This is a genomic window from Streptomyces sp. NBRC 110611 (assembly GCF_001590865.1).
Lineage (GTDB): Bacteria > Actinomycetota > Actinomycetes > Streptomycetales > Streptomycetaceae > Streptomyces.
The window spans coordinates 26,146-48,074 of sequence record NZ_BBUY01000024.1 but is presented as its reverse complement, the minus strand read 5'-3'; the positions used below and the strand labels follow the sequence as shown (position 1 = coordinate 48,074).

General features: G+C 70.2%; 19 protein-coding genes. 7 read left to right on the top strand and 12 right to left on the bottom strand.

The genetic code is table 11. From position 1 onward, the window contains the following. The first annotated feature begins 74 nt into the window (after window positions 1–74). The 3 genes from AZE13_RS30280 (at window position 75) to AZE13_RS34705 (ending at window position 2,210) form a co-directional block, all read left to right on the top strand. Window positions 75–827 carry a DUF4383 domain-containing protein gene (locus AZE13_RS30280; protein ID WP_079124529.1) on the top strand — a complete coding sequence of 251 codons (753 nt, stop codon included), beginning with the start codon at window positions 75–77 and terminating at the stop codon, window positions 825–827. Between the two features lie 479 nt (window positions 828–1,306). Beyond that, window positions 1,307–1,927, top strand: a complete 621-nt coding sequence (locus AZE13_RS30275) for a bifunctional 4-hydroxy-2-oxoglutarate aldolase/2-dehydro-3-deoxy-phosphogluconate aldolase (protein ID WP_066939102.1) — start codon at window positions 1,307–1,309, stop codon at window positions 1,925–1,927. Window positions 1,928–1,982: 55 nt separating this feature from the next. Then, window positions 1,983–2,210, top strand: coding sequence for an FmdB family zinc ribbon protein (locus AZE13_RS34705; RefSeq protein WP_079124528.1), 228 nt, complete (start codon window positions 1,983–1,985; stop codon window positions 2,208–2,210). 107 nt (window positions 2,211–2,317) lie between these two features. On the opposite strand, the gene AZE13_RS30270 is transcribed toward AZE13_RS34705, so the two are convergent. The 4 genes from AZE13_RS30270 to AZE13_RS30255 form a co-directional block, all read right to left on the bottom strand. Beyond that, the gene (locus AZE13_RS30270) at window positions 2,318–2,977 is read right to left on the bottom strand and encodes an O-methyltransferase (protein ID WP_066939099.1); all 660 of its coding nucleotides are present in this window, start codon (window positions 2,975–2,977) and stop codon (window positions 2,318–2,320) included. 131 nt (window positions 2,978–3,108) lie between these two features. Further along, on the bottom strand, window positions 3,109–3,927 hold the full coding sequence (locus tag AZE13_RS30265) for an HAD family hydrolase (RefSeq protein WP_066939096.1): 819 nt from the start codon (window positions 3,925–3,927) through the stop codon (window positions 3,109–3,111). Further along, window positions 3,924–6,461 carry a phosphoribosyltransferase gene (locus tag AZE13_RS30260; RefSeq protein WP_066939093.1) on the bottom strand — a complete coding sequence of 846 codons (2,538 nt, stop codon included), beginning with the start codon at window positions 6,459–6,461 and terminating at the stop codon, window positions 3,924–3,926. The genes AZE13_RS30265 and AZE13_RS30260 overlap by 4 nt, the downstream gene beginning before the upstream one ends. A gap of 86 nt (window positions 6,462–6,547) precedes the next feature. After that, window positions 6,548–7,720: an HpcH/HpaI aldolase/citrate lyase family protein gene (locus AZE13_RS30255; protein ID WP_066939090.1), complete on the bottom strand. Its 1,173-nt coding sequence runs from the start codon at window positions 7,718–7,720 to the stop codon at window positions 6,548–6,550. Window positions 7,721–7,937: 217 nt separating this feature from the next. Here AZE13_RS30255 and AZE13_RS30250 point away from each other — a divergent pair, with 217 nt between their 5' ends. Continuing rightward, window positions 7,938–9,107: a TerD family protein gene (locus AZE13_RS30250; RefSeq protein ID WP_066939088.1), complete on the top strand. Its 1,170-nt coding sequence runs from the start codon at window positions 7,938–7,940 to the stop codon at window positions 9,105–9,107. A gap of 9 nt (window positions 9,108–9,116) precedes the next feature. On the opposite strand, the gene AZE13_RS30245 is transcribed toward AZE13_RS30250, so the two are convergent. The 6 genes from AZE13_RS30245 to AZE13_RS30220 all read right to left on the bottom strand — a co-directional run bounded on the left by AZE13_RS30245 (window position 9,117) and on the right by AZE13_RS30220 (window position 13,678). Further along, complete coding sequence (locus AZE13_RS30245; protein WP_066939086.1) at window positions 9,117–9,860, bottom strand: Tellurium resistance; 744 nt, start codon at window positions 9,858–9,860, stop codon at window positions 9,117–9,119. A gap of 98 nt (window positions 9,861–9,958) precedes the next feature. Then, complete coding sequence (locus AZE13_RS30240) at window positions 9,959–11,086, bottom strand: DUF475 domain-containing protein (protein ID WP_066939083.1); 1,128 nt, start codon at window positions 11,084–11,086, stop codon at window positions 9,959–9,961. 52 nt (window positions 11,087–11,138) lie between these two features. Beyond that, window positions 11,139–11,714: a TerD family protein gene (locus AZE13_RS30235; RefSeq protein WP_066939081.1), complete on the bottom strand. Its 576-nt coding sequence runs from the start codon at window positions 11,712–11,714 to the stop codon at window positions 11,139–11,141. Window positions 11,715–11,898: 184 nt separating this feature from the next. Beyond that, window positions 11,899–12,474, bottom strand: coding sequence for a TerD family protein (locus tag AZE13_RS30230; protein ID WP_066939078.1), 576 nt, complete (start codon window positions 12,472–12,474; stop codon window positions 11,899–11,901). A 168-nt stretch (window positions 12,475–12,642) separates the two neighbouring features. Next, window positions 12,643–13,110, bottom strand: a complete 468-nt coding sequence (locus tag AZE13_RS30225; protein ID WP_066939076.1) for a peroxiredoxin — start codon at window positions 13,108–13,110, stop codon at window positions 12,643–12,645. A gap of 136 nt (window positions 13,111–13,246) precedes the next feature. Beyond that, window positions 13,247–13,678 carry a DUF3052 domain-containing protein gene (locus AZE13_RS30220; RefSeq protein WP_066939073.1) on the bottom strand — a complete coding sequence of 144 codons (432 nt, stop codon included), beginning with the start codon at window positions 13,676–13,678 and terminating at the stop codon, window positions 13,247–13,249. A gap of 516 nt (window positions 13,679–14,194) precedes the next feature. Here AZE13_RS30220 and aceE point away from each other — a divergent pair. Beyond that, window positions 14,195–16,942 carry a pyruvate dehydrogenase (acetyl-transferring), homodimeric type gene (aceE, locus tag AZE13_RS30215; RefSeq protein WP_066939069.1) on the top strand — a complete coding sequence of 916 codons (2,748 nt, stop codon included), beginning with the start codon at window positions 14,195–14,197 and terminating at the stop codon, window positions 16,940–16,942. Between the two features lie 71 nt (window positions 16,943–17,013). Here the strand turns inward: aceE and AZE13_RS30210 are convergent, their stop codons facing one another. Beyond that, window positions 17,014–17,433: a peptidase inhibitor family I36 protein gene (locus tag AZE13_RS30210; RefSeq protein ID WP_066939066.1), complete on the bottom strand. Its 420-nt coding sequence runs from the start codon at window positions 17,431–17,433 to the stop codon at window positions 17,014–17,016. A gap of 607 nt (window positions 17,434–18,040) precedes the next feature. Next, window positions 18,041–19,642, bottom strand: coding sequence for an MFS transporter (locus tag AZE13_RS30205; protein ID WP_066939063.1), 1,602 nt, complete (start codon window positions 19,640–19,642; stop codon window positions 18,041–18,043). Window positions 19,643–19,768: 126 nt separating this feature from the next. Here AZE13_RS30205 and AZE13_RS30200 point away from each other — a divergent pair, with 126 nt between their 5' ends. Both AZE13_RS30200 and AZE13_RS30195 read left to right on the top strand, forming a co-directional pair. Beyond that, a complete protein-coding gene (locus tag AZE13_RS30200; protein ID WP_079124527.1) occupies window positions 19,769–20,494 on the top strand; it encodes a TetR/AcrR family transcriptional regulator in 726 nt (241 codons plus the stop codon). A gap of 171 nt (window positions 20,495–20,665) precedes the next feature. Continuing rightward, window positions 20,666–21,880, top strand: coding sequence for an alpha/beta hydrolase (locus tag AZE13_RS30195; RefSeq protein WP_066939057.1), 1,215 nt, complete (start codon window positions 20,666–20,668; stop codon window positions 21,878–21,880). Window positions 21,881–21,929: the final 49 nt, after the last annotated feature.

The window sequence follows — 21,929 nt, the reverse complement described above, 5'->3', positions numbered from 1 at the left end:
GAAGCAGCCCCCGGGCGGATCCTGGAGGGTGAGTGACACGACCCAGGCGGCCCATCTGCGCGAAGGAGGCCGGCATGGCAACTGGGGCTACTGGCCAGACCCTGCCCGGACCCATGGGGCACTTCCACCGCCGGGGCACGGGACGCCGTACCCGCGCCCGGCTCGATGAGCACCTGCCCGTGGACCACAGGCTCAGCAGGGTCTACCGCATCGGGGCCGGGCTGATGGGCCTGGTGCTGATCGCGTTCGGCATCCTCGGGCTGACCCGGAACATCGGCTTCTTCGACACCGGCGACAACGCTGTGGCCGGTCTGAACAGCAACGGCGCGCTGAGCGTGCTGTCGATCGTCGTCGGCGTGATCCTCGTCGGCGGGATGGTGATCGGCGGGAACTTCGCCTCGACCCTCAACATCGTCTTCGGGGTGCTCTTCCTGCTGAGCGGATTCGTGAACCTGGCAGTGCTGCGGACCGATGCGAACTTCCTCGCCTTCCGGATCCAGAACGTCCTGTTCAGCTTTGTGGTCGGGCTGATGCTGCTGGTCTTCGGGATGTACGGACGGGTCAGCGGCGGCCTCCCGCAGAACAACCCGTACTGGCGGGCCCGGCACCCGGAGGAAGCGGAACGTTTCGACCGCGGCGAGTGGCACCCGGTCCCCGGGATGACGGCCGGGCGGCAGTCCTGGCGCGTCAAGATGCAGGGCTCCCTGCACGCCGGGCAGGGGTCGATAGGCCCGGGTACCAGCACCAGCATCAGCGCCCACAGGGGCGCGGAGACCGGCGGCGGCAGTGGCAGCGGCAGCAGCGGCAGCGAGAGCAAGGAGCAGTAGGCCGGGGGGACGTCGGGGCGTACCGAGGTGGGAACGGAGCCGGGGTGCTCGGTACGCCCTGACATGGGAGCCCGGTACGTCCTGGCATAGGGGGCCCGGTACGTCCTGGCATGGGGGTGACCGCTACGTCCTGGCATCGGGGCACCCGGTACGACGTACGGACATCGGCGCCGGTACGCCCCGTAGATCGCCCGTGACTCTCTGCTGATCCCCGACGGCTGGACGCCCCACCCCCGCCCGCGGCGCCTCAAGTCGCCTCCACCACCCCGGACTTCCGCACTCCGGACAGCGCTCAAGGGCGCTCCGGGCAGTACGCAGAACAGCTCTTCGTGCCTGCCCGGGCACAGGTGGGTCACCGCTGCGCAACCGGAGCCCGCCATGCCCGCCGACCCGGAATAATCGGAGGCACCAACCCTGCGCCCGAAGGCCCCACCCGCGCGGTACGCCCGCGGCGGGGAGCGGAGAAAGTAGGAAACGCCATGGACTTCAGCGAAGCGCTCCGGGCCGAACGACTGGTTGCCATCATCCGGGGCAGGGATGCGGAAGCGTCATTCCGTACGGTCATGGCACTGGCGGAGGCGGATATTCCGCTGATCGAGGTCTCCCTCAGCGGCAAAGACGCGCTCACTGTGATCCGCCGGGCCCGTGCGGAGCTGGGCGACGCGGCCTGGCTCGGCGCCGGCGCCGTTCTGACCAGTCAGGATGCCCGTCGCGCCGCCGAAGCGGGAGCCAATCTCATCGTGACCCCGGGTCTGGGGGCGGGGCTCGAGGAGTCCGTACGGCAGGGGCTGCCCACGCTCGCCGGGGTACTGACACCGTCCGAGGTGATCGCGGCGGAGGCGCTGGGCGTGTCGGCGCTCAAGCTTTTCCCGGCGTCGGCCGGCGGTCCGGCGTATCTGGAGGCGCTCCGCGGCCCGTTCCCCGAGCTGCCGTTCGTGCCGGTCGGCGGTGTGGACCAGGCCGTGGCCCAGGCCTACTTCGACGCCGGGGCGGTGGCCGTGGGCGTCGGCTCGCCACTGGTCGGTGATGCGGCGGACGGCGGCGACCTGGACGAGCTGCGCAAGCGCGCGGCGGAGTTCACGGCGGTGTGCGCACGGTGAGCGTCCTCGGTGGCCGGCATCGTGCGCCGGGCAGCGCCACGGCTAATCTGTGGCCATGCCTCGTTATGAGTACCGCTGCCGCCCGTGTGGCTCCACCTTCGAGCTGACCCGACCGATGTCCGAGTCCTCCGCCCCGGCGGTGTGCCCCGAGGGCCACGAGGACACCGTGAAGCTCCTCTCCACGGTTGCCGTCGGCGGCTCGGCGGCCGCCCCCGCCCCGGGCGGCGGGCCCGGCGGAGGCGGTGGTGGCGGCGGCTGCTGCGGAGGCGGTTGCTGCGGCTGAGGCACGTCCGTTACGTCGCCGCCGGCCTTTGCCTCCGCGACCAGCCCTTACGTCCGCCACGGGCTCTCGCGTCCGCCACCGGCTTTCGGGCTCTTCGGCGCGGAGCGCTACCGCTTGCGCGCCAAAGTGAGACCGTCCGCCACCGTGAGCATCACCGACTCCATCCGTTCGTCGGCCCTCACATGGTCGTTGAACGCTCTGATCGCCAGGGCCGACCCGGTCGCCGCCGGGTCGACGACCTCGCCGGCGTACAGGACATTGTCGGCGGCGATCAGTCCCCCGGGCCGCAACCGCGGCACCAGCTCTTCCCAGTAGGCGATGTAGCCCGCCTTGTCCGCATCGAGATAGGCAAGGTCGATATGCGGCTCCGCGGGCATCGCCCGCAGCGTCTCCAGCGCGGGCGCGATCCGCAGCTGGATACGGTCCGCGACACCGGCCTCCGCCCACGCCTCCTTGCCGTACGCCGTCCACTCCTCGGACACATCGCAGGCGATCAGCGTGCCGTCCTCGGGCAGCGCCTGTGCCATGGACAACGCCGAGAACCCGGTGAACGTTCCCACCTCGACGACATGCCGTGCCCCGATCAACCGCACCAGGAACGCCAGCAACGGCCCCTGTTCCTCGGCGGACTGCATGATCGCGGCCTCCGGCAACCGCTGGTGCGTGAGCTCCACGATGCCGCGCTGTGCGGCGTTCAGCGGCGGGTTGTGGGCGACGACGTAGTCGTACAGCTCCGGCGTGATCGGCGTGCTCTTGGACTCAGCCACGGGCTCTCCTCTGCTCAAGGATCACGTTCTCGGCCGGTCGGCGGACAGTGCGGCCAGCCGCCCGCCGAGGGTATCCGCTCGGCGGGCGGTGGGGGAGGTGCCCTCCATGTCGGGGGAGGTGCCCACCCTGTCTACGCCGAGGCGGTGCCCGCGGCGGCGCGGAGGAAGGACCGTACGATCTCCTCGCCCGCGGCGGCGCCCCGCTCGTCGAGTGCCGTGACATGCGGCGCCTGCCAGCCGGAGTCCGCCAGTTCGCCGTGGCCCGGCCGCCATCCACGGTCCGCCGCCAGCAGCAGATCCGCGTCGAGCAGCGAGTCGCCGGCCGCGAGGACCTCGGTCGCCCCGGTGCGGCGCGCCACCTCCGCGACGGCCGCGCTCTTGGTCAGCGGACGCGGTACGGCGTAGATCTTGCGGCCCTGAAGGGAGACGGTCCAGCCGCGTTCCCCGGCCCAGCCGGCGAGGTCCTTGACCCAGGTGTCGGGCAGCAGCGGCCGCTCGACGACGAGATAGGCGAAGAGGTCCTCGGCGATCCGCTCCTTGAGCAGCCAGGCCGGATCCGCGGTGCGGACGAGGTGGGCGCGCACCTCCTCCAGGGGGGCGCACTGGGCGGCGAGGCGCTCGGTGACCGTGCGCTGCCAGTCGGGGTCCGACTCGCCGTGTACGAGCAGATGGCCGCCGTTGGCGCAGATCGCGAACTCCGGTTCCGGGCCGGGGAGGTGGATGCGCCGGTACTGCGCGCGGGTGCGCGTGGTGGCGGGCACGAAGGTGGTGCCGCCGGCCAGTTCGGCGAGCAGTCCGGCCGCCGTCTCCGTCATATAGGACAGCGGTCGGTGTTCGTAGGTCTCGACGCACAGCAGCCGCGGCGCCTCGGCGTCGGGCATGGCGAGGCCGAGCGCGGCGGCCGAATAGATCAGGGTCCGGTCGAGGTCGCTGGCGACGATCGCACTCATCGGGAGGCCACCGCCTTGCCGTCAGCGCCCGTGGCCCCGCGAGTGAAGCGGGGGTGGATCAACCCGACACAGGTATAGGGCAGTTCGTCGACCTCTTCGACGGGTACGCCCCGTTGTTCGGCCAGGAGGCGTACGTGGTCGAGGTCGGCGCCGGCGCCCTGCCGGGCCAGGATCTTCCAGGGGACCCGGCGCAGCAGTACGCGGGTGGTCTCGCCGACGCCGGGCTTCACGAGATTGACGTCGTGGATGCCGTACTCCGCGCTGATCCGCTCGACGGCCGCCCAGCCGGCCCAGGTGGGGGCGCGGTCGGCGGCGGCCAGCGCCTTCACCTCCGCGGCGACCGCCTCGGTGACGTCGTCGAAGTGCGCGCTGATCGCGTCCAGAAACGCCCGCGAGAGATCGGCGGTGGCCAGGTCGCGGTAGAACTTGGCGCCGTGGAAGTCGTCCGGGCCCACCAGATCATCGCGCAGGACGGTGCGCGATATGAGCCCGGAGACGGTGGAGTTGAGGCAGGCGGACGGAATGAGGAAGTCATCGCGGGTGCCATAGGTCTCGACGCAGCCGCCGGGGTCGGCGAGTACCGCGATCCGCGGGTCGAACCCCGGGAAGTCCGCCAGTGCCTCGGCGAGTTCGCGGGTGATGGCGCCCTTCCCGGTCCAGCCGTCCACGAAGACGACGTCCGCCGGGTCATGGTGGGCGGCCAGCCAGCGCAGTGCGGTGGTGTCGATGCCCCGGCCACGCACGATGGAAACCGCGTAGTGCGGCAGTTCCAGGCCGTGGGCGTGGCGCGCCCAGCGGCGCATCAGCACACCGACCGGTGTGCCGGCCCGCGCCAGCGACACCAGCACCGGGTTCTTCGTGCGCTCGGCGAGCACGCTCTCGGTGACGGTCCCGACGGCCTGCGCGATCCGGCTCGCGGACGCCCGCAGCGCGCTGTGGAAAAGCGCCTGGTACTGCTCGCTCGGCTGGTATTCGACCGGCAGCGACTCGGCGTAGTGGGCGCCGCCGTTCTGAATCGCCTCTTCGCGTTCCTCGGTGGGCGCTTCCAGGGTGACGTCGGAGAGGTCCTGGAGCAGCCAGCCGACCTCGTCGGCGGCGTAGGAGGAGAAGGCGGGGCCGCGCAGCGGCTCGGGGAGGGACATGGTCGGTGCCTGGGGTCGCGGGGTGTGGGAGGGGATGACGGTGAGCAGCAGCCGGTCGGTGTGCTCGGCGAGGCGGTCCAGCAGTCCGCCGGGGGCGTGGAGTTCGGGGCGGTCGCCGTACCCGTCCACGACGGCGACGATGGCGTCGAAGCGGCGCTCCGGGTCGCTGCCGGCCGCGACGTTGTAGGCGTACCGCTCCCCCGGTCCGTCGGTGGGCAGGTCGTGGGCGGGGAACGACAGCCGGGTGCGTATCGCGTAACCGGGGTCGTCCACGGCGAGCACCGGGGAGCGGGTGGTGGTCGAGAAGTAGACGCCCGGGTCGGCCGTCGTGGTGGTGGCCGGATCGCCGGTACGCGGCGTCGGTCCGGCGTCCGTCGCCTCGGCGAGCCGGGCGTCCAGCGCCTCGGCCAGCCGCAGCGGCGCGTACATCAGCTCCTCGTTGCCGAGGACGAGGACGCGGCGGGCGCCGTCCAGATGCCGCGCGATGCGGGCCGCCATGCCGGGGAGGCGGGCCTCCAGGCGTGCGCGGTGCGCCGGTGTGAAGCCGTGCCGCCCGCCGTCGGGGAGTCCGGCGGGCCAGCCGAGGTCGACGCGTACCGGCTCCGCGCGGTGGACGGCCCCGGGGGCGGTCTCCGGCGCGGACGCCGGCCCCCCTGCCGTCGCGGCCTCGTGCTCGGCGACGAGTCGCCGGCCGCGGTCCAGGACGTCCGCGGGCAGCCGTACCCCGCCCGAGGCCAGCGCCACGAGGTCCACTCGGGCGCCGAGTTCCGCGGCGAACTCCTCCAGATGGCCGCGGTCCGCGGCGGAGCGCATATCGACGAGGGCGACGACGACGTAGCGCTCGCGCGGGAAGCGCGCATGCAGCGCCCTGATGGTGTTCAGGACGGTGCGACCTGTGGAGAACTCATCGTCGACGAGCACCAACGGGCCGTCACCGGCGAGGAGTTCGGTGTCCTCGGGGAGCAGCAGATGCGAGGTGGCGTGGCTGTGCTCCTCCTCGAAGCCGCCGGCCTGCGCGACACCGTCGACCGGGCGGCGGGTGGAGTGCAGATAGGGCGCGCAGGCCAGGCCGTCGGCCACCGAGTGGCCCAGTCCGGTGGCGGTCTCGGCGTAGCCGAGGACGACGGACCGGGCGGCGGCCTCGTCGCCCAGCAGCTCCCGCACCCGGCACCCCAGCCGGTAGCCGGCGCCATGGACCACACCCGGCCGCTGTGGCACATGCTTGCCCAGCACATTGGACACGAGCAGATGGGCCCGCTTGGGGTTGCGTCGCAGCGCCAGCCCCAGCAGTTCCGGCAGCTCGTCTCCGCCGCTCAGCGAGACCCCGAGCCGTCCGGCGACCCACTCTCCCGTCCACACCACGCGTTCCGTCTCCTCCGTCGTACCGTTCATGCCGTACCGCTCACGTCGTACCGCTCATGCCGTCCGCTCATGCCGTTCGCTCATGCCGTTCGCTCATGTCGCCTTCCGCCGCGGGTTCAGGTCTGCGGCAGGCTCGCCGTCAGCAGCTCCACGAAGCCGATGCCCTCCCGGGCGACCCCGAACGCCTCGGCGCGCAGCAGGGTCCGCTCGGCCCAGGCGCGGTGCGGCTTCACCTCGTTCATCTTGTTCGTGTAGGCGGAGCGCAGCACCCCGCCCTCGCCCTGGTCCGGCCGCAGGATGTCCACGGCGTCGCTGAACTCCTCATGGCTGACGACCGAGAGCGCGTGTACCGGCGCGACGTGCGAGGGGTGGATGCAGGTCTTGCCCTGCAGGCCGTTGGCGCGGTCCAGTTCGATCTCGCGGAGCAGGCCGTCCATATCGTGCTCGATCAGCGCGGTACGCAGTTCCTCCGCGCGCCCGAGGAAGGGGCTGCGCCGGAGCTGCGGCTTGAACATCCGCTCGTGCAGCCGGAAGTACTCCCAGACGGGGCCGGTGACGGTGAAGCCCGTGCCGTCCGCGCGGCCGAGGACGTTCACCACGTCGGCGATCACGGAGGCGACGATCTGGACGTCGTACGCGGTCATGTCGGGCGGTCGGCGCAGCCCGTAGGCGGAGCAGAAGTCCGTGACGCCGAGCCGCAGGGCGAGGACCCGGTCCCGGTACTTGTCGACGGTCCTGGCGATGCCCCGCAGGGTCTCGACGCGGCTCTCCAGATGCAGCAGCTGCGGGGACTCCAGCACCGGCATCGCGAACAGCCGCCGGCCGCATGCGGACTCCGCCTCGGCCAGCGCCTCGAGGAACGGGATCCCGCGTTCCTCGGTGAACTTCGGAAGGACGAATCCGGACAGTCCGCGCACCGTCGGCCCCAGGCGGCGCACCAGGTCCGGTATCTGCGCGGGGGTGCGGACGCGGATGAAGAGCAGCGGAAGGGCCTCGCCCGCGGCGGCCGCCTCGTCGAGCAGGCCCAGCTGCCGGACGAGGTTCTCCTCACCGGCTTCGACGTCCCCGTCCCCGATGGCGTCTTCCAGACACAGCACCATGGACATCACGCCGCGTCCGGCCTGCTTGAGGACGTCGGCGGCCAGCCGCGGACGGGTGGCCGGACTGTAGAGCGTGGCGCCCAGGGCGACCGCGAGGGTATGGGCGGGGGAGTCGGCGGTGAACTCCACCGGCTCTTGGTGGAACAGTTCCTTCCGAATATCGGGCGGAAGGTACCCAAAATGACGCATATGACTCCCCGTGTACATGCGGGACCCGGGCACGCCCGCTGCGTCTCGCTGTCTGGATCCAGCCGGTAATCGTACGTGCGTGGGGGTGCGGTTAGTTCCCGCGTACGTGAAAATCACGTATCCCCCATGCGGCGTACAGATGGCCGCGAGCGCGCGTTCCGCGCCGCACGCGGCCCCCGCATTGTCCCTCCGACCTGAGGGAAGGCAGGATTGCCGCATGACGCACGCGATGCTGAAAGGGTCGAACGTCCCCCTCGACGCCACGACCGTCCGGGCCGTCCTGCGCTGGACATCCGGCGCCGGTGTTCCCGACGTCGATGCCTCGGCCCTCCTGGTGGGCCCCGGCGGAAGCGTGCGCTCCGACGAGGACTTCGTCTTCTACAACCAGCCGCGGCACCCGAGCGGCCTGGTCCGGCATCTGTCCAAGGACCGGCTCGGCGACAGTCTGACCGACACCATCGAGGCCGACCTGGCCACGATGGATCCCTCCGTCGACCGGGTGGTGCTGGCCGCTTCGTCGGACGGCGGCCCGTTCGCGGACGTGGCGGATCTGCGGGTCCTGCTGTACGACGCGGTGGAGCGGGACGGGGAGCCGATCGCGGTCTTCGACATCGTGCCGGAGACCGGCGAGGAGACCGCCCTGATCTGCGGCGAGCTGTACCGCCGCGCCGAGAGCTGGAAGTTCCGTGCCCTGGGGCAGGGGTACGAGAGCGGTCTGGTCGGGCTGGCCACCGAGTTCGGGATCTCGGTCGACGAGGACGACGCGGCTCCCGGGGACGCCGCCTCGCCGGCCCCGGACGCCCCGGATACCCCGGCCACCCCGGCCACCCCGGAGCCGGTACGGCCCGGCAGCGAGCCGACGGAGGCCGTGCCGGCCCCCGCGCGGAGCAAGCCGTCTGCCGCCGCCCCGCCCGACGATGACTTCGTACTGGCCCCGGCCGCCCCCGCGACGCCGCCGCCGAGCACCTGGCCGGAACAGGCCTCGGGCCCGCCGTCGGGCGTGGGCCCTCAGGCCGGTGGAAGCCCGCAGGCCGCTCAGGCGTCGGACCCGGAAGCCGTCACCCAGCATGTGCCGGACGCCATGCCGGAGCCGCACTCGGCGGCGCCCCTGCCGCCGGCCGCCCCGGCCGTCCCGGCACCCACGGCGCCCCAGGCACCGCTGCCCGCGAACGGCAGCTACGGCTACCCGCCCAACGTCCCGCCGCCGCCCGCACAGCCCCCGGCCCAGCAGCCCGCCTACGGCTATCCGGGACCACCCGCCCCGTACCCGTACCAGCCCCAGCAGCAGCCGCCTACGGCGTACGGCTATCCGGCGCAGCAGCAGCCGTTCGTGCCGGATCCGTCCTTTGCCCTGCCACCCCAGGGCCCGCAGTTCCAGCGCCGGTAGGGGGCCGGCTCACACCTTGGATTTGTAGCCCCGGCCCCACTGCAGGCCCCAGCCGTACAGCCGGTCCAGCTCCGCCTGGAAGCCGTAGACGTACTTCACCTCGCGGCGCACCGTCAGCTCGCCCTTGACGTTCTCCAACGTGAAGATCGCGCAGGAACGGGCCTGTGGCGCCCGTTCGTCCAGTTTGACCTCCACCCGGGGCCCGGCACTCGGGTAGAGCGTCACGACCGCGTGCGTACGGTCGAACGCGGGCGTCCCGTCATAGATGTAGACGAAGATCAGCAGCCGTTTGATCTCGTCACGATGGTCCAGGTTGATGTACAGCGTCTCGCCGGACCCCGAACCGAACCGGTCGTCACCGCTGAGCTTGACGAAGGGCGGGCCGTTGAGATCGCCGAGGAAGTTCCCCAGCGGCTGCACCACGCCCTTGGACCCGTCCATCAGCTCGTACATGCAGGCCAGGTCCAGGTCCACATTGACCACGGCCGGGCCCTGCGCCTGGACGATCTCGGGCCGGAACAGCTTGCCCGGCTGCCGCAGCAGACTGCCGGTGCGCTGTCCGCCCCGCTCGCCGAAGTCCGAGGTCCGCATCTGCCAGCTCAGATTGACCCGCAGATGACCGGCGGCCGCCCCCTGCTTGGTCAGCGAGACCACCGGATTCCGCTTCGTCAGCTCGACGACATAGGACGCTCCCCCACTCTCGAAGTCGAACCTCTGGGCACCACCGCGCCGCAGCTTCCCCAGGAATGACACCTCTCCCGCCCCCTTGATCGGCCCCAATCACCGCGGGGCGGCCCGAGGTCCGTACCCCATGGCCGCCCCGCAGAGAGCGTTCCTCAATCAGCGCCGCGTCACACTCCGGACGTGACTCCCGGCTTCTCTCCCGCCGGATCCCCCAGGCCCTCACGCCGGTTCCGGATCACGGACGAGGCGAACGAGAGGGCGATCAGCGCGACGCCGATCCCGCCGGTGACGACCTCACTGACCTCGTACTTGATCGTGATCAGCAGGATGACGGCCAGTGCGCCGATCGCGTAGTGCGCGCCGTGCTCCAGGTAGACGTAGTCGTCCAGGGTGCCCTTACGGACCAGGAAGACGGTCAGCGAGCGGATGTACATCGCGCCGATGCCGAGGCCCAGCGCCATCATGAAGATGTCGTTGGTGATCGCGAAGGCACCGATCACACCGTCGAAGGAGAAGGACGCGTCGATGACCTCGAGGTACAGGAACAGGAAGAACGCGGCCTTGCCGGCCAGCCCCAGCGCCGAGCCGCTGCCGTTCTTCGCCGGCGCCGCGGTGCCCTCCTCCTGCTCCTCTTCCTCTTCCTCTTCCAGCTTGCCCTCGAAGAAGCCGGAGATGCCGCCCACGACGAGGTAGGTGACCAGGCCCGCGACACCGGACAGCAGGACGGTGGCGGCCTTGTCGCCGGCGCCGTGCGCGGCGTCGGTGGCCACCGTCATCGCGGTCACCAGCAGGACGACCAGCGCGACGATGACGGACAGCATGTCGAGCTTGCCGATCCTGGCCATGGGCTTCTCGATCCAGGCCAGCCACTTGTAGTCGCGGTCCTCGAAGATGAAGTCGAGGAAGATCATCAGCAGGAACATCCCGCCGAAGGCCGCGATGGCCGGGTGGGCGCTGGTGACCAGTTCCTGGTACTGCGCCTTGTCGCTGATCGCGAGCTTGACCGCCTCGATCGGCCCCAGTTTCGCGGTGATCGCGACGATGGCGACCGGGAACACCAGCCGCATGCCGAACACCGCGACGAGGATGCCGACGGTCAGGAAGATCTTCTGCCAGAAGGCGTTCATCTTGCGCAGGATGCCCGCGTTGATGACTGCGTTGTCGAACGACAGCGAGATCTCCAGGATGGACAGGATCCCGACGATCGCGAGCCCCCGCCACCCCCAGAGCACGCCTGCGAAGGCGAGACCGAGCGCCGTGATGGCGAACGACCAGCCAAAGGTTTTCAGGACCACTGTCTACCCATTCCCTCGTTGTGTGGGTCCCCCGCGCGCGACGCGCGGTGCTTTACGAAACGTTGACCCCGAAGTCTAGAGCGATACCGCGCAGACCCGACGCGTACCCCTGGCCCACCGCCCGGAACTTCCACTCGCCGCTGTAGCGGTAGACCTCGCCGAAGATCATCGCGGTTTCGCTCGACGCGTCCTCGCTGAGGTCGTAACGGGCGAGTTCACTGCCGTCGGCCTGATTGACGATGCGGATGAACGCGTTGCTGACCTGGCCGAAGCTCTGGCCGCGAAGATCCGCCTCGTGGATCGAGACCGGAAAAACGATCTTGTCGACCTGCTCGGGCACCTGCGAGAGGTCCACCAGGATCGACTCGTCGTCGCCCTCCCCCTCGCCGGTGAGGTTGTCCCCGGTGTGCTCGACGGAGCCCTCCGGGCTCTTGAGGTTGTTGTAGAAGACGAAGTACTCGTCCCCCAGCACCCGACCCGACCGGCACAGCAGCGCGCTGGCGTCGAGGTCGAACGGCGCACCGGTCGTGGACCGTGCGTCCCAGCCGAGACCGACCATGATCTGCGTCAGATTCGGAGCGGCCTTGGACAGGGAGACATTGCCTCCCTTGGCGAGCGTGACGCTCATCGTTCGTTTCCTCCCCGGTGTCGGTACGGGCCGCGCCCGGGCACGGCCCGCCTCCCTTCAAGCACGTCCGGCGCCGCACTCCCCTGGCGGGGCGTACGGCGCCGGACGCGGTCACTTGCTGCACGGGCGGACGTTCGGCAGCGCCGCCCGGCCGGACCTGGAGATCGGATCCCCGTTCCGGCGGTCAGACGTTGACGCCGAAGTCCTGGGCGATACCGCGCAGGCCCGAGGCGTAGCCCTGGCCGATGGCCCGGAACTTCCACTCCGCGCCGTTGCGGTACAGCTCACCGAAGACCATGGCGGTCTCGGTCGAGGCGTCCTCGCTCAGGTCGTAGCGCGCCAGCTCGTTGTTGTCGGCCTGGTTGACCACGCGGATGAACGCGTTGCGGACCTGGCCGAAGCTCTGCTGGCGGTTCTCCGCGTCGTAGATCGACACCGGGAAGACGATCTTGGAGACATCGGCCGGCACCCCGGCCAGGTTCACCTTGATCTGCTCGTCGTCGCCCTCGCCCTCACCGGTGAGGTTGTCGCCGGTGTGCTCGACCGAACCATCCGGGCTCTTCAGGTTGTTGAAGAACACGAAGTTCTGGTCGTTGGCGACCTTGCCCTGGTCGTTCGTCAGCAGGGCGCTGGCGTCCAGGTCGAAGTCCGTACCGGTGGTGGTACGCGCGTCCCACCCCAGACCGACGATGACGGCGGTCAGATTGGGGGCTTCCTTGGTCAGCGAGACGTTGCCGCCCTTGCTGAGGCTGACTCCCACGAGTCCTCCCATAGATTCGAGGGGTACGTGCTGTGCGCCCCCATCGTGCATGGCATCGGATCAACGAACCGATCCTAGTGACCGGTTCCCGGCGATCGCAGATATCGCACCTGGACGGCAGCGGATGTCGGCCGGACGCCTGCCGGGACGTTCAGGAGATGCGCCGGCTCAGAGGCTCTCGAGGGCCTTGACGTAGTCGTTCAGGTCGCGGGCGTCGGGCAGGCCGTTGACGATCGTCCAGCGCACCACGCCCTCCTTGTCGATGACGAAGGTGCCGCGCACCGCGCAGCCCTTCTCCTCGTCGAAGACGCCGTACGCCCGCGAGGCCGCACCGTGCGGCCAGAAGTCCGACAGCAGCGGGTACTCCAGGCCCTCCTGCTCGGCGAAGACGCGCAGCGAGAACGGAGAGTCGTTGGAGACGGCCAGCAGCTGGACGTCGTCGTTGACGAACTTCGGCAGCTCGTCGCGGAGCGCGCACAGCTCGCCGGTGCACACGCCGGTGAAGGCGAAGGGGTAGAAGAGCAGCACCACGTTCTTCTTGCCACGGAAGTCCGAGAGCCGCACGGTCTCGCCGTGCTGGTTCCTGAGCTCGATCTCCGGGGCCTGGACGCCGGTCGTGATCCCAGCGAGCGTCATGAGTACGCATCCCTTCGTAGGGGCTGTTCAGGTGGTGACCACCCTACGAGAAACGCGACGGCCCCCGCCGACCGGTGCCGGCGGAGGCTGTCGCGGACGCACTGGCCGCGCGGCCGCGCGCTCAAGGCGCGGTGGTTCAGCGCCGCTTCGCCGCGGCCTTCGGGGTCACGAGGCGGCTGCCGCTCCAGTCCTTGCCCGCGCTGACGCTCTTGCTCGCGGTCAGGCCCGCGGTCGTCGCGGCCTCGCTGATATCGCTGGCCTCGACGTAGCCGTCGCGGCCGGTCTTCGGCGTCAGCAGGAGAAGGACACCCCCCTCTTCCATGTACGCGGTGGCGTCCACCAGCGCGTCAGTGAGGTCCCCGTCCTCCTCGCGGAACCAGAGCACCACGGCGTCGGCCACGTCGTCGTAGTCCTCATCGACCAGGTCGGTACCGGTGGCCGATTCGATGGCCTCACGGAGCTCCTGGTCGACATCGTCGTCGTAGCCGATCTCCTGGACCACCTGGTCGGGCTTGAAACCGAGCCTTACGGCAAGGTTCGTCTCCGCGTGGTCCGCGGTCGCGCTCACGGATTGCCTCCTGATCATGTTTGGAAGTCGTTCTCAGCCACGCGCATGCGCGAGGCATTGGGCGTAGTCCACACGGGCCGGGCGGATCGCGCAAGTACCCGGCGGTTCAGACCGCCGAAACGGTGACGTTTGGCGGCGTCTCACCGCATCCGCGACCCAAGGGAGCAGCCAGAAGTGATTCATGCCACAGCTTTCTCCCAAGTTTATGGGGTAGTCGCGCGTGACTGGTCCCTTCGGGGGTCGGAAGGGTCCGTTCCGGTTCCCGTCCGGGCGCGGATGGCCGCCCACGGGACGCTTTCGGCACGGGCGTAAGGTTGCGATGCGACCGACCGGAGAAGTCGGCTTTTCGGCGCCATATCTCAGCGGGTGGTTACCCATCGGTAGAGGTGACGTACCCGTGTGGCTCGGTACACGATGGAAGACGGCGCGGCACCACAGCACAGACCATAGGCGTCCCGTGCGCAGCAGCGACAGCGGCGTGCAGGGCACGACACGACCCGAACACGAAGGAACAGCGTGGCTTCCGGATCCGATCGCAACCCGATCATCATTGGCGGCCTTCCCAGCCAGGTCCCGGACTTCGATCCCGAAGAGACCCAGGAATGGCTCGACTCGCTCGACGCGGCCGTCGACGAGCGAGGCCGGGAACGCGCCCGCTACCTCATGCTCCGGCTGATCGAGCGGGCCCGCGAGAAGCGTGTGGCCGTGCCCGAGATGCGCAGCACGGACTACGTCAACACCATCGCGACCAAGGACGAGCCGTTCTTCCCGGGCAACGAGGAGATCGAGCGCAAGATCCTCAACGCGACCCGGTGGAACGCGGCCGTCATGGTGTCCCGCGCCCAGCGTCCCGGTATCGGTGTCGGCGGTCACATCGCCACCTTCGCCTCCTCCGCCTCCCTCTACGACGTGGGCTTCAACCACTTCTTCCGGGGCAAGGACGAGGGTGACGGCGGCGACCAGATCTTCTTCCAGGGCCACGCCTCGCCCGGTGTCTACGCCCGCGCCTTCCTTCTGGACCGGCTGTCCGAGACCCAGCTGGACGCCTTCCGCCAGGAGAAGTCCAAGGCCCCCAACGGCCTGTCCAGCTATCCGCACCCGCGGCTGATGCCGGACTTCTGGGAGTTCCCGACCGTCTCCATGGGCCTCGGCCCGCTCGGCGCGATCTACCAGGCCCGGATGAACCGCTACATGGCGGCGCGTGGCATCGCCGATACCTCCAAGTCGCACGTCTGGGCATTCCTGGGCGACGGCGAGATGGACGAGCCCGAGTCGCTCGGCCAGCTGTCCCTCGCCGCGCGCGAGGGCCTGGACAACCTGACCTTCGTCGTCAACTGCAACCTGCAGCGCCTGGACGGCCCGGTCCGCGGCAACGGCAAGATCATGCAGGAACTGGAGTCGCAGTTCCGCGGCGCCGGCTGGAACGTCATCAAGCTGGTGTGGGACCGCACCTGGGACCCGCTGCTCGCGCAGGACCGCGACGGCATCCTGGTCAACAAGCTCAACAGCACGCCGGACGGCCAGTTCCAGACCTACGCCACCGAGAGCGGCGCGTACATCCGCGAGCACTTCTTCGGCGACGACCACCGCCTGCGCGCGATGGTCGAGAACATGACCGACCACCAGCTCCAGCACCTGGGCCGCGGCGGTCACGACCACAAGAAGATCTTCGCGGCGTATGCGGCGGCCAAGGCCCACAAGGGCCAGCCGACCGTGATCCTCGCGCAGACCGTCAAGGGCTGGACGCTCGGCCCGAACTTCGAGGGCCGCAACGCGACCCACCAGATGAAGAAGCTGACGGTCGAGGACCTCAAGCACTTCCGTGACCGGCTGCACCTGCCGATCCCGGACAAGGACCTGGAAGACGGCCTGCCGCCGTACTACCACCCGGGCCGCAACTCCGAAGAGATCCAGTACATGCACGACCGCCGCAAGGGTCTGGGCGGCTATGTGCCCACCCGTGTCGTGCGCGCCGAGCCGCTGAAGCTGCCGGACGACAAGGCGTACGCGGGCGCCAAGAAGGGCTCGGGACAGCAGAAGATCGCCACGACCATGGCGTTCGTCCGGATCCTCAAGGACCTCATGCGGGACAAGGAGATCGGCAAGCGCTTCGTACCGATCGCGCCCGATGAGTACCGCACCTTCGGCATGGACGCGTTCTTCCCGTCGGCCAAGATCTACAACCCGCTGGGCCAGCAGTACGAGGCGGTGGACCGCGAACTGCTCCTGGCGTACAAGGAGTCGCCGACCGGCCAGATGCTGCACGACGGCATCACCGAGGCGGGCTGCACGGCATCGCTGATCGCGGCGGGTTCCGCCTATGCCACGCACGGCGAGCCACTGATCCCGGTCTACGTCTTCTACTCGATGTTCGGGTTCCAGCGGACCGGTGACCAGTTCTGGCAGATGGCCGACCAGCTCGCGCGCGGCTTCGTACTCGGCGCGACCGCCGGCCGGACGACGCTGACCGGTGAGGGTCTGCAGCACGCCGACGGCCATTCCCAGCTGCTGGCGTCGACCAACCCGGCCTGTGTCGCCTACGACCCGGCCTACGGCTACGAGATCGCACACATCGTCAAGGACGGTCTGCGGCGGATGTACGGCGAGACCGCCGAATTCCCCCATGGCGAGGACATCTTCTACTACCTCACCGTCTACAACGAGCCGATCCAGCACCCCGCGGAGCCGGCCGACGTCGACGTCGACGGCATCCTCCAGGGTCTGCACCGCGTCAAGCGCGGCGAGAGGGGCGAGCACGCCGCCCAGATCCTCGCCTCGGGTGTCGCGGTCCCGTGGGCGATCGAGGCCCAGCAGATCCTCGCCGACGAGTGGAACGTCAAGGCCGATGTCTGGTCGGCGACCTCCTGGAACGAGCTGCGCCGCGAGGCGGTCGAGGCCGAGCGGCACAACCTGCTCCACCCGGAGGAGGACCAGCGCGTCCCGTACGTGACGCGGAAGCTCCAGGACGCCGAGGGACCGAAGGTCGCGGTCTCCGACTGGATGCGTTCCGTCCCGGACCAGATCGCCCGCTGGGTCCCGGGCACCTACCAGTCGCTGGGCGCCGACGGCTTCGGCTTCGCCGACACCCGTGGCGCGGCCCGTCGCTTCTTCCACATCGACGCGCAGTCCATCGTCCTCGGCGTGCTCACCGAGCTCGCCAAGGAGGGCAAGGTCGACCGGTCGCTGCTGAAGCAGGCGATCGACCGCTACCAGCTCCTGGACGTCTCGGCCGCCGAAGCCGGTGAGGCCGGCGGCGACGCGTAACGCCCCGCCGCGACACCCGCGTCCGACGTCCCCGGCAGCGCCCCGCTGCCGGGGACGTCGTGCGTCCGGCCTCACCTCTCCCACACCTTGAACGCCCGTACCTGGTACGGAGACCGGGGCACCCAGCTGCCGCCGCCCGGATACGTGTCGAACTCGGCGGTCTCCGCGCACTCCGCGCTCTGGTACGTGGTGACCGGCCGGCCGGTGCGGTTGGCGAACGAGGCGGCGACACTGCCCTCGGGCAACGGGACACAGCTCTCGATGTCGGTGTCGGAGAGCTCGTAGGTCCGCCGTTCACCGCCGAAGTCCGCCTGCGGCCAGACGCACAGCCGGCCCGGCTGGCAGTCGCCCGAGGCGGGAGCGGTACGGCCGGCGGAGGCCGCGTGCGCGGCCGGGGTGCCGAGGGCGGGCGGGACGGCGAGCGCGGCGGCCAGTGCGGTGAGGCCGGTGAGGAGCGCGGTGGTGTGGGACGGGCGCGGACGCAGACGCATAGGAATCTCTCCCCCGTGACGTACGACGATGGTGTGCCGCGACGGGCCGGTTGCCCGCGGCGGGTTCGTCGTCGAACTTCGCGGGCCGGCTGCGCGATCGCCAAGGCCGTTCGGGCTCTCCCACCCGGATCAGGTATGTGGACACGCGCCATGGCGTGAAGTGGAGTGCCGGTGCGCGGAGTTGACGTAGGGCGGGTCGGCGCCGGGCGGTGCGGAAACCGTTCTCCCGGGGCTCAGCGGGGGCCGGTGCGTACGGGCGACTCCCGGAGGACGGCAGCCGGGCGCCGGTTCCCGTGCCGGCTCATCCGGATGAGGGAATCACCTCGATGACGGCGACCCAACTGCCGCCGGGAGTACGGCGGGTGGGCCGGAAGACGGGCCGGACCGGCCGGTTGACGCGCGGTGTTGACGTCCGGCGTCTCCAGCACCCGCGGCCTGCCCGTGAACGCGACGGCGCGCGGCCGGGCCGAGGTGTCTCGGCCCGGCCGCGCGCCGGGGTGATGCGGGAGAGTGCGGCCTCGTCGGCCGGGAAGCGGGAGACCAGTCAGGCCGGCCAGGCCTCTCGGGCCGGCCAGGTAGCTCGGGCCGGCCAGGTAGCTCGGGCCGGTCAGATGTGACCGGCGCCGGCGCCCGCCTCCGCGTTCGCACCGCGCTTGGTGAAGACCGCGACGACGGCCGCGAGGACGGCCACCCCGCAGGCGACCGTGAAGGCCAGCCCCATGCCGGACACGAAGGTGTCATGGGCGACCGAGGTGATCTTCTGGGCGAACTCCGGCGGGGTGCCCTTCGGAACCGGGGCGATGCCCGCCGAGACGGCGTCGGACAGCTGGGACTCCTGTGCGGGCGGGACCGGCGGAAGGCCGGCCGAACGCCAGTTGCCCGGGAGCTCGTTGTCGACGCGGGAGGCCATCACGGCGCCGAGCACGGCCGTACCGAGGCTGCCGCCGACCTGCATCGCGGCCTGCTGGAGACCGCCGGCGACACCGGACAGCTCCAGCGGGGCGTTGCCGACGATAACCTCCGTCGCACCGACCATCACGGGCGCCAGCCCCAGGCCGAGCAGCGCGAACCAGAGGGACATCGGAGCCGTGGCGGTGTCCGTGTCCAGGCCGGACATGCCGTACATGGCGACGGCGGTCAGGACCATGCCGCCCACCAGCGGAATGCGCGGGCCGAGCTTGGTGATCAGGGCGCCCGCGAGCGGGGAGCCGACGATCATCATGCCGGTCAGCGGAAGGAGGTGCAGTCCGCTGTCGACGGGGGACATGCCGTGCACGTTCTGGAGGTAGAACGTCACGAAGAACAGGCCGCCCATGAAGGCGAAGGCCATCAGCACCATCAGGACCGTGCCGGCGGTCAGCGGCACGGAGCGGAACATCCGCAGCGGGATGAGCGGTTCGCGGACCTTCGTCTCCAGGACGGCGAACAGTGCGAACAGGACGACCGAGCCGATCAGGAAGCCCCAGGTCTTCATGTCGCCCCAGCCCCACTCCGACGCCTTGATCAGCGGCCAGATGAGGCAGAACATCGCGCCGGAGAGCAGCACGATGCCCGGGATGTCGAACGACCGCGGGGCGTTCTCCGCGCGGTGGTCCTTGAGGATCGCCAGGCCCATGACCAGCGCCAGGACACCGACCGGGATGTTGATGAAGAACACGGACTGCCAGCTGACGTGCTCGACCAGCAGTCCGCCGACTATCGGGCCGCCGGCGGTGGAGGCGCCGATGACCATGCCCCAGATGCCGATCGCCATGTTGAGCTTCTCGGCGGGGAAGCTGGCGCGCAGCAGCCCCAACGCGGCGGGCATGAGCAGCGCGCCGAAGAGGCCCTGCAGCACGCGGAAGACGATGACCAGCGTGACCTCATCGGAGAACCCGATGGCACCGGAGGCGGCGGCGAAGCCGAGGATGCCTATGAGGAACGTCTGGCGGTGACCGAAGCGGTCACCGAGCTTGCCTGCGGTGATCAGCGAAACGGCCAGCGCGAGCATATAGCCGTTGGTGATCCATTGGACGTCGGCGAGCGAGGCGCCGAGATCCTCTTTGATGGCCGGGTTGGCGATGGCGACGATCGTGCCGTCCAGGGCGACCATCATGACGCCGATGGCGACGGAGATCAGGGTCAGCCACGGATGGCCTCGCAGCCCCCTCTGGGGCTCCGGTACGGAAAGGTCCGGCGCGGCGTCGGCGACCGGGGTCTGGGAACTCATGCCATTGAGGCTAATGTCAGCCACTGACAGTTGACAAAGCAAATCATGAGTCGGTAACTGTCATCTCGCTCACAGGTAACCTGAGCAGCGAGAACACCACCAGAAAGACCAGGAGGGCGGCGCAGGATGGCGAGCCCGACGCCGCACACGGCATCTGCGGAAGATCTCCGCGGAACAGCCTCGGACAACCTCCGGCCGCCCCCCGTGGGCGGCCTCCGCGAGCGAAAGAAGCAGCGCACCCGCGACGCCCTGATCCGCGCGGCGCTGGAGCTGTTCACGGAGCAGGGGTACGAGGCGACTACGGTCGACGAGATCGCGGAGGCCGTGGACGTCTCCCAGCGCACCTACTTCCGGTACTTCGCCAACAAGGAGGACGTCACCTTCGCCGTCCAGGAGATGGTCGAGGCGCGCTTCCTGGAGGAGCTGACGGCGCGGCCCGCGCCCGAGCCCCCACTGACCGCACTGCGCAGCGCGGTACTGGCCTCCTGGGACGACATCGGCAGCGCCATCGAGTCGGTGGTCCCGGTGGAGCTGTACATGCGCACGTACCAGATGATCGAGTCGACGCCCGCGCTGACCGCTTCGCACCTGCGGCGGTCCTCCGAGCTGGAGGAGCAGATCGCACGGCTGATCGCCGGGCGCGAGGGGCTGGACGTGGACTCCGATCCGCGGCCGCGGGTGCTGGTCGCCGCGTTCAGCGGGGTGATGCGGGTCGCGGGCAAGGTATGGGGCGAGGGGCCGGACTACAGCGTGGCGTCCCTCCGCGAGCTGACCGAGTCCTACCTGAACCACATGGCCCCGGCGATCGACGACAAGTGGGACCGGCGCGACATCACGGCGAGCGCTGAGTAACGGCTTCCCGCCGCTGCGCAACCGATTTATCCGCCTATGAGAACACCCATGCACGACTGAGCGCGAATACTGGACGATTCACGTCCGGTTTGGTCGAAATACCCACCGCGAAACGTGAGATCACTCACGGCCGCCTCAGCCGCCCTGCCGCGTCTCCTAGGGTGGCCTGCGGTGAATTCCTTCCCGGGCCTCGGCCCCTCCTCCGGTTTTCTGCAGTCCACCGCCTGGCGTGCGTCGCTCGCCCTGGTGGTGGTGTTCGTCATGCTTGCCATAACCGGCTGGACGGCCGTCAGAGAGACCCACGAGGACGCCAACCCCCTGGCCACCGCGAGGGCCGCCTGGCGGCAGGCCACCTTCCTCGGGCGTCCGCTGCCCGACCCCAGCGCCTCCCCGGCCGCGCTCCGCGCCTTCTTCGCCACTCTCAGCCGGGCCGAGAAACAGCAGCTCGCCGCCCGCCATCCCCTGGTCGTCGGCAACATGGGCGGCGCGCCCGTCCAACTCCGCTACCGCGCCAACCGGATGGCCCTCGATGACGCCCGCGCCGTAGCGGAGACGCGGATGACCGACGACCGGCTCACCCCCGTCGGGCGCCAGGAGGCGCGTCGGCTGACGCACCGCCTCACCTCGCTGATGAGCCCAGGCCGGCAGATCCTGGCCTTCGATCCGGCCGGCGGGGGCCGGGCCGCCGAGGTCTTCGGCAACCTGCCCGCGGCGAACCGGGTTTCGGTCGTGGTGCCCGGTGTGGACACCAACCTCTCGACCTTCGAACGCACCGCGCGGGCGACCACCGCCCCCGTCGGCATGGCCCGCTCCCTGCACGACGCCGAGCGGGAGGCCGGGCCGGACAGCCGGACCGCCGTGATCGCCTGGGCCGACTACACCGCGCCGTCCGGACTGGGCGTCGGAGCCGCCACCGGGCAGCTCGCCGAGGCCGGCGCGGTCCGGCTGCGGGCGCTGGTGGAGTCGCTGCCGTCCTCCAACACCGTCTCGCTGTTCTGCCACAGCTACGGGTCCGTGGTGTGCGGCATCGCCGCCCGCGACCTGCCGTCCAATGTCGAGGACATAGCGGTGGCGGGCAGCCCCGGTATGCGGGCCGGGAACGTCACGGGGCTGGGCACCCGGGCCCGGGTCTGGGCCATGCGGGACGCCGACGACTGGATCCAGGACGTGCCGAACCTGGAGGTCGGCGGGCTCGGCCACGGCGCCGACCCGGTCGATCCCGCCTTCGGCTCACGCATCCTCTCGGCCGACGGGGCCGTCGGACACGCCGGATACTTCGCGCCAGGCACCCGCAGCCTGCGCAACTTCGCACTGGTCGGGGTGGGCGCGACCGAGTCGGTGGAGTGCGCCCCGAACGATCCGGACTGCAGCACGGGCCCGGCCTGAGCGCTGATGGGCCGTACGACCAGCGGGCCGCGGGGATGGTCCGGCGCCC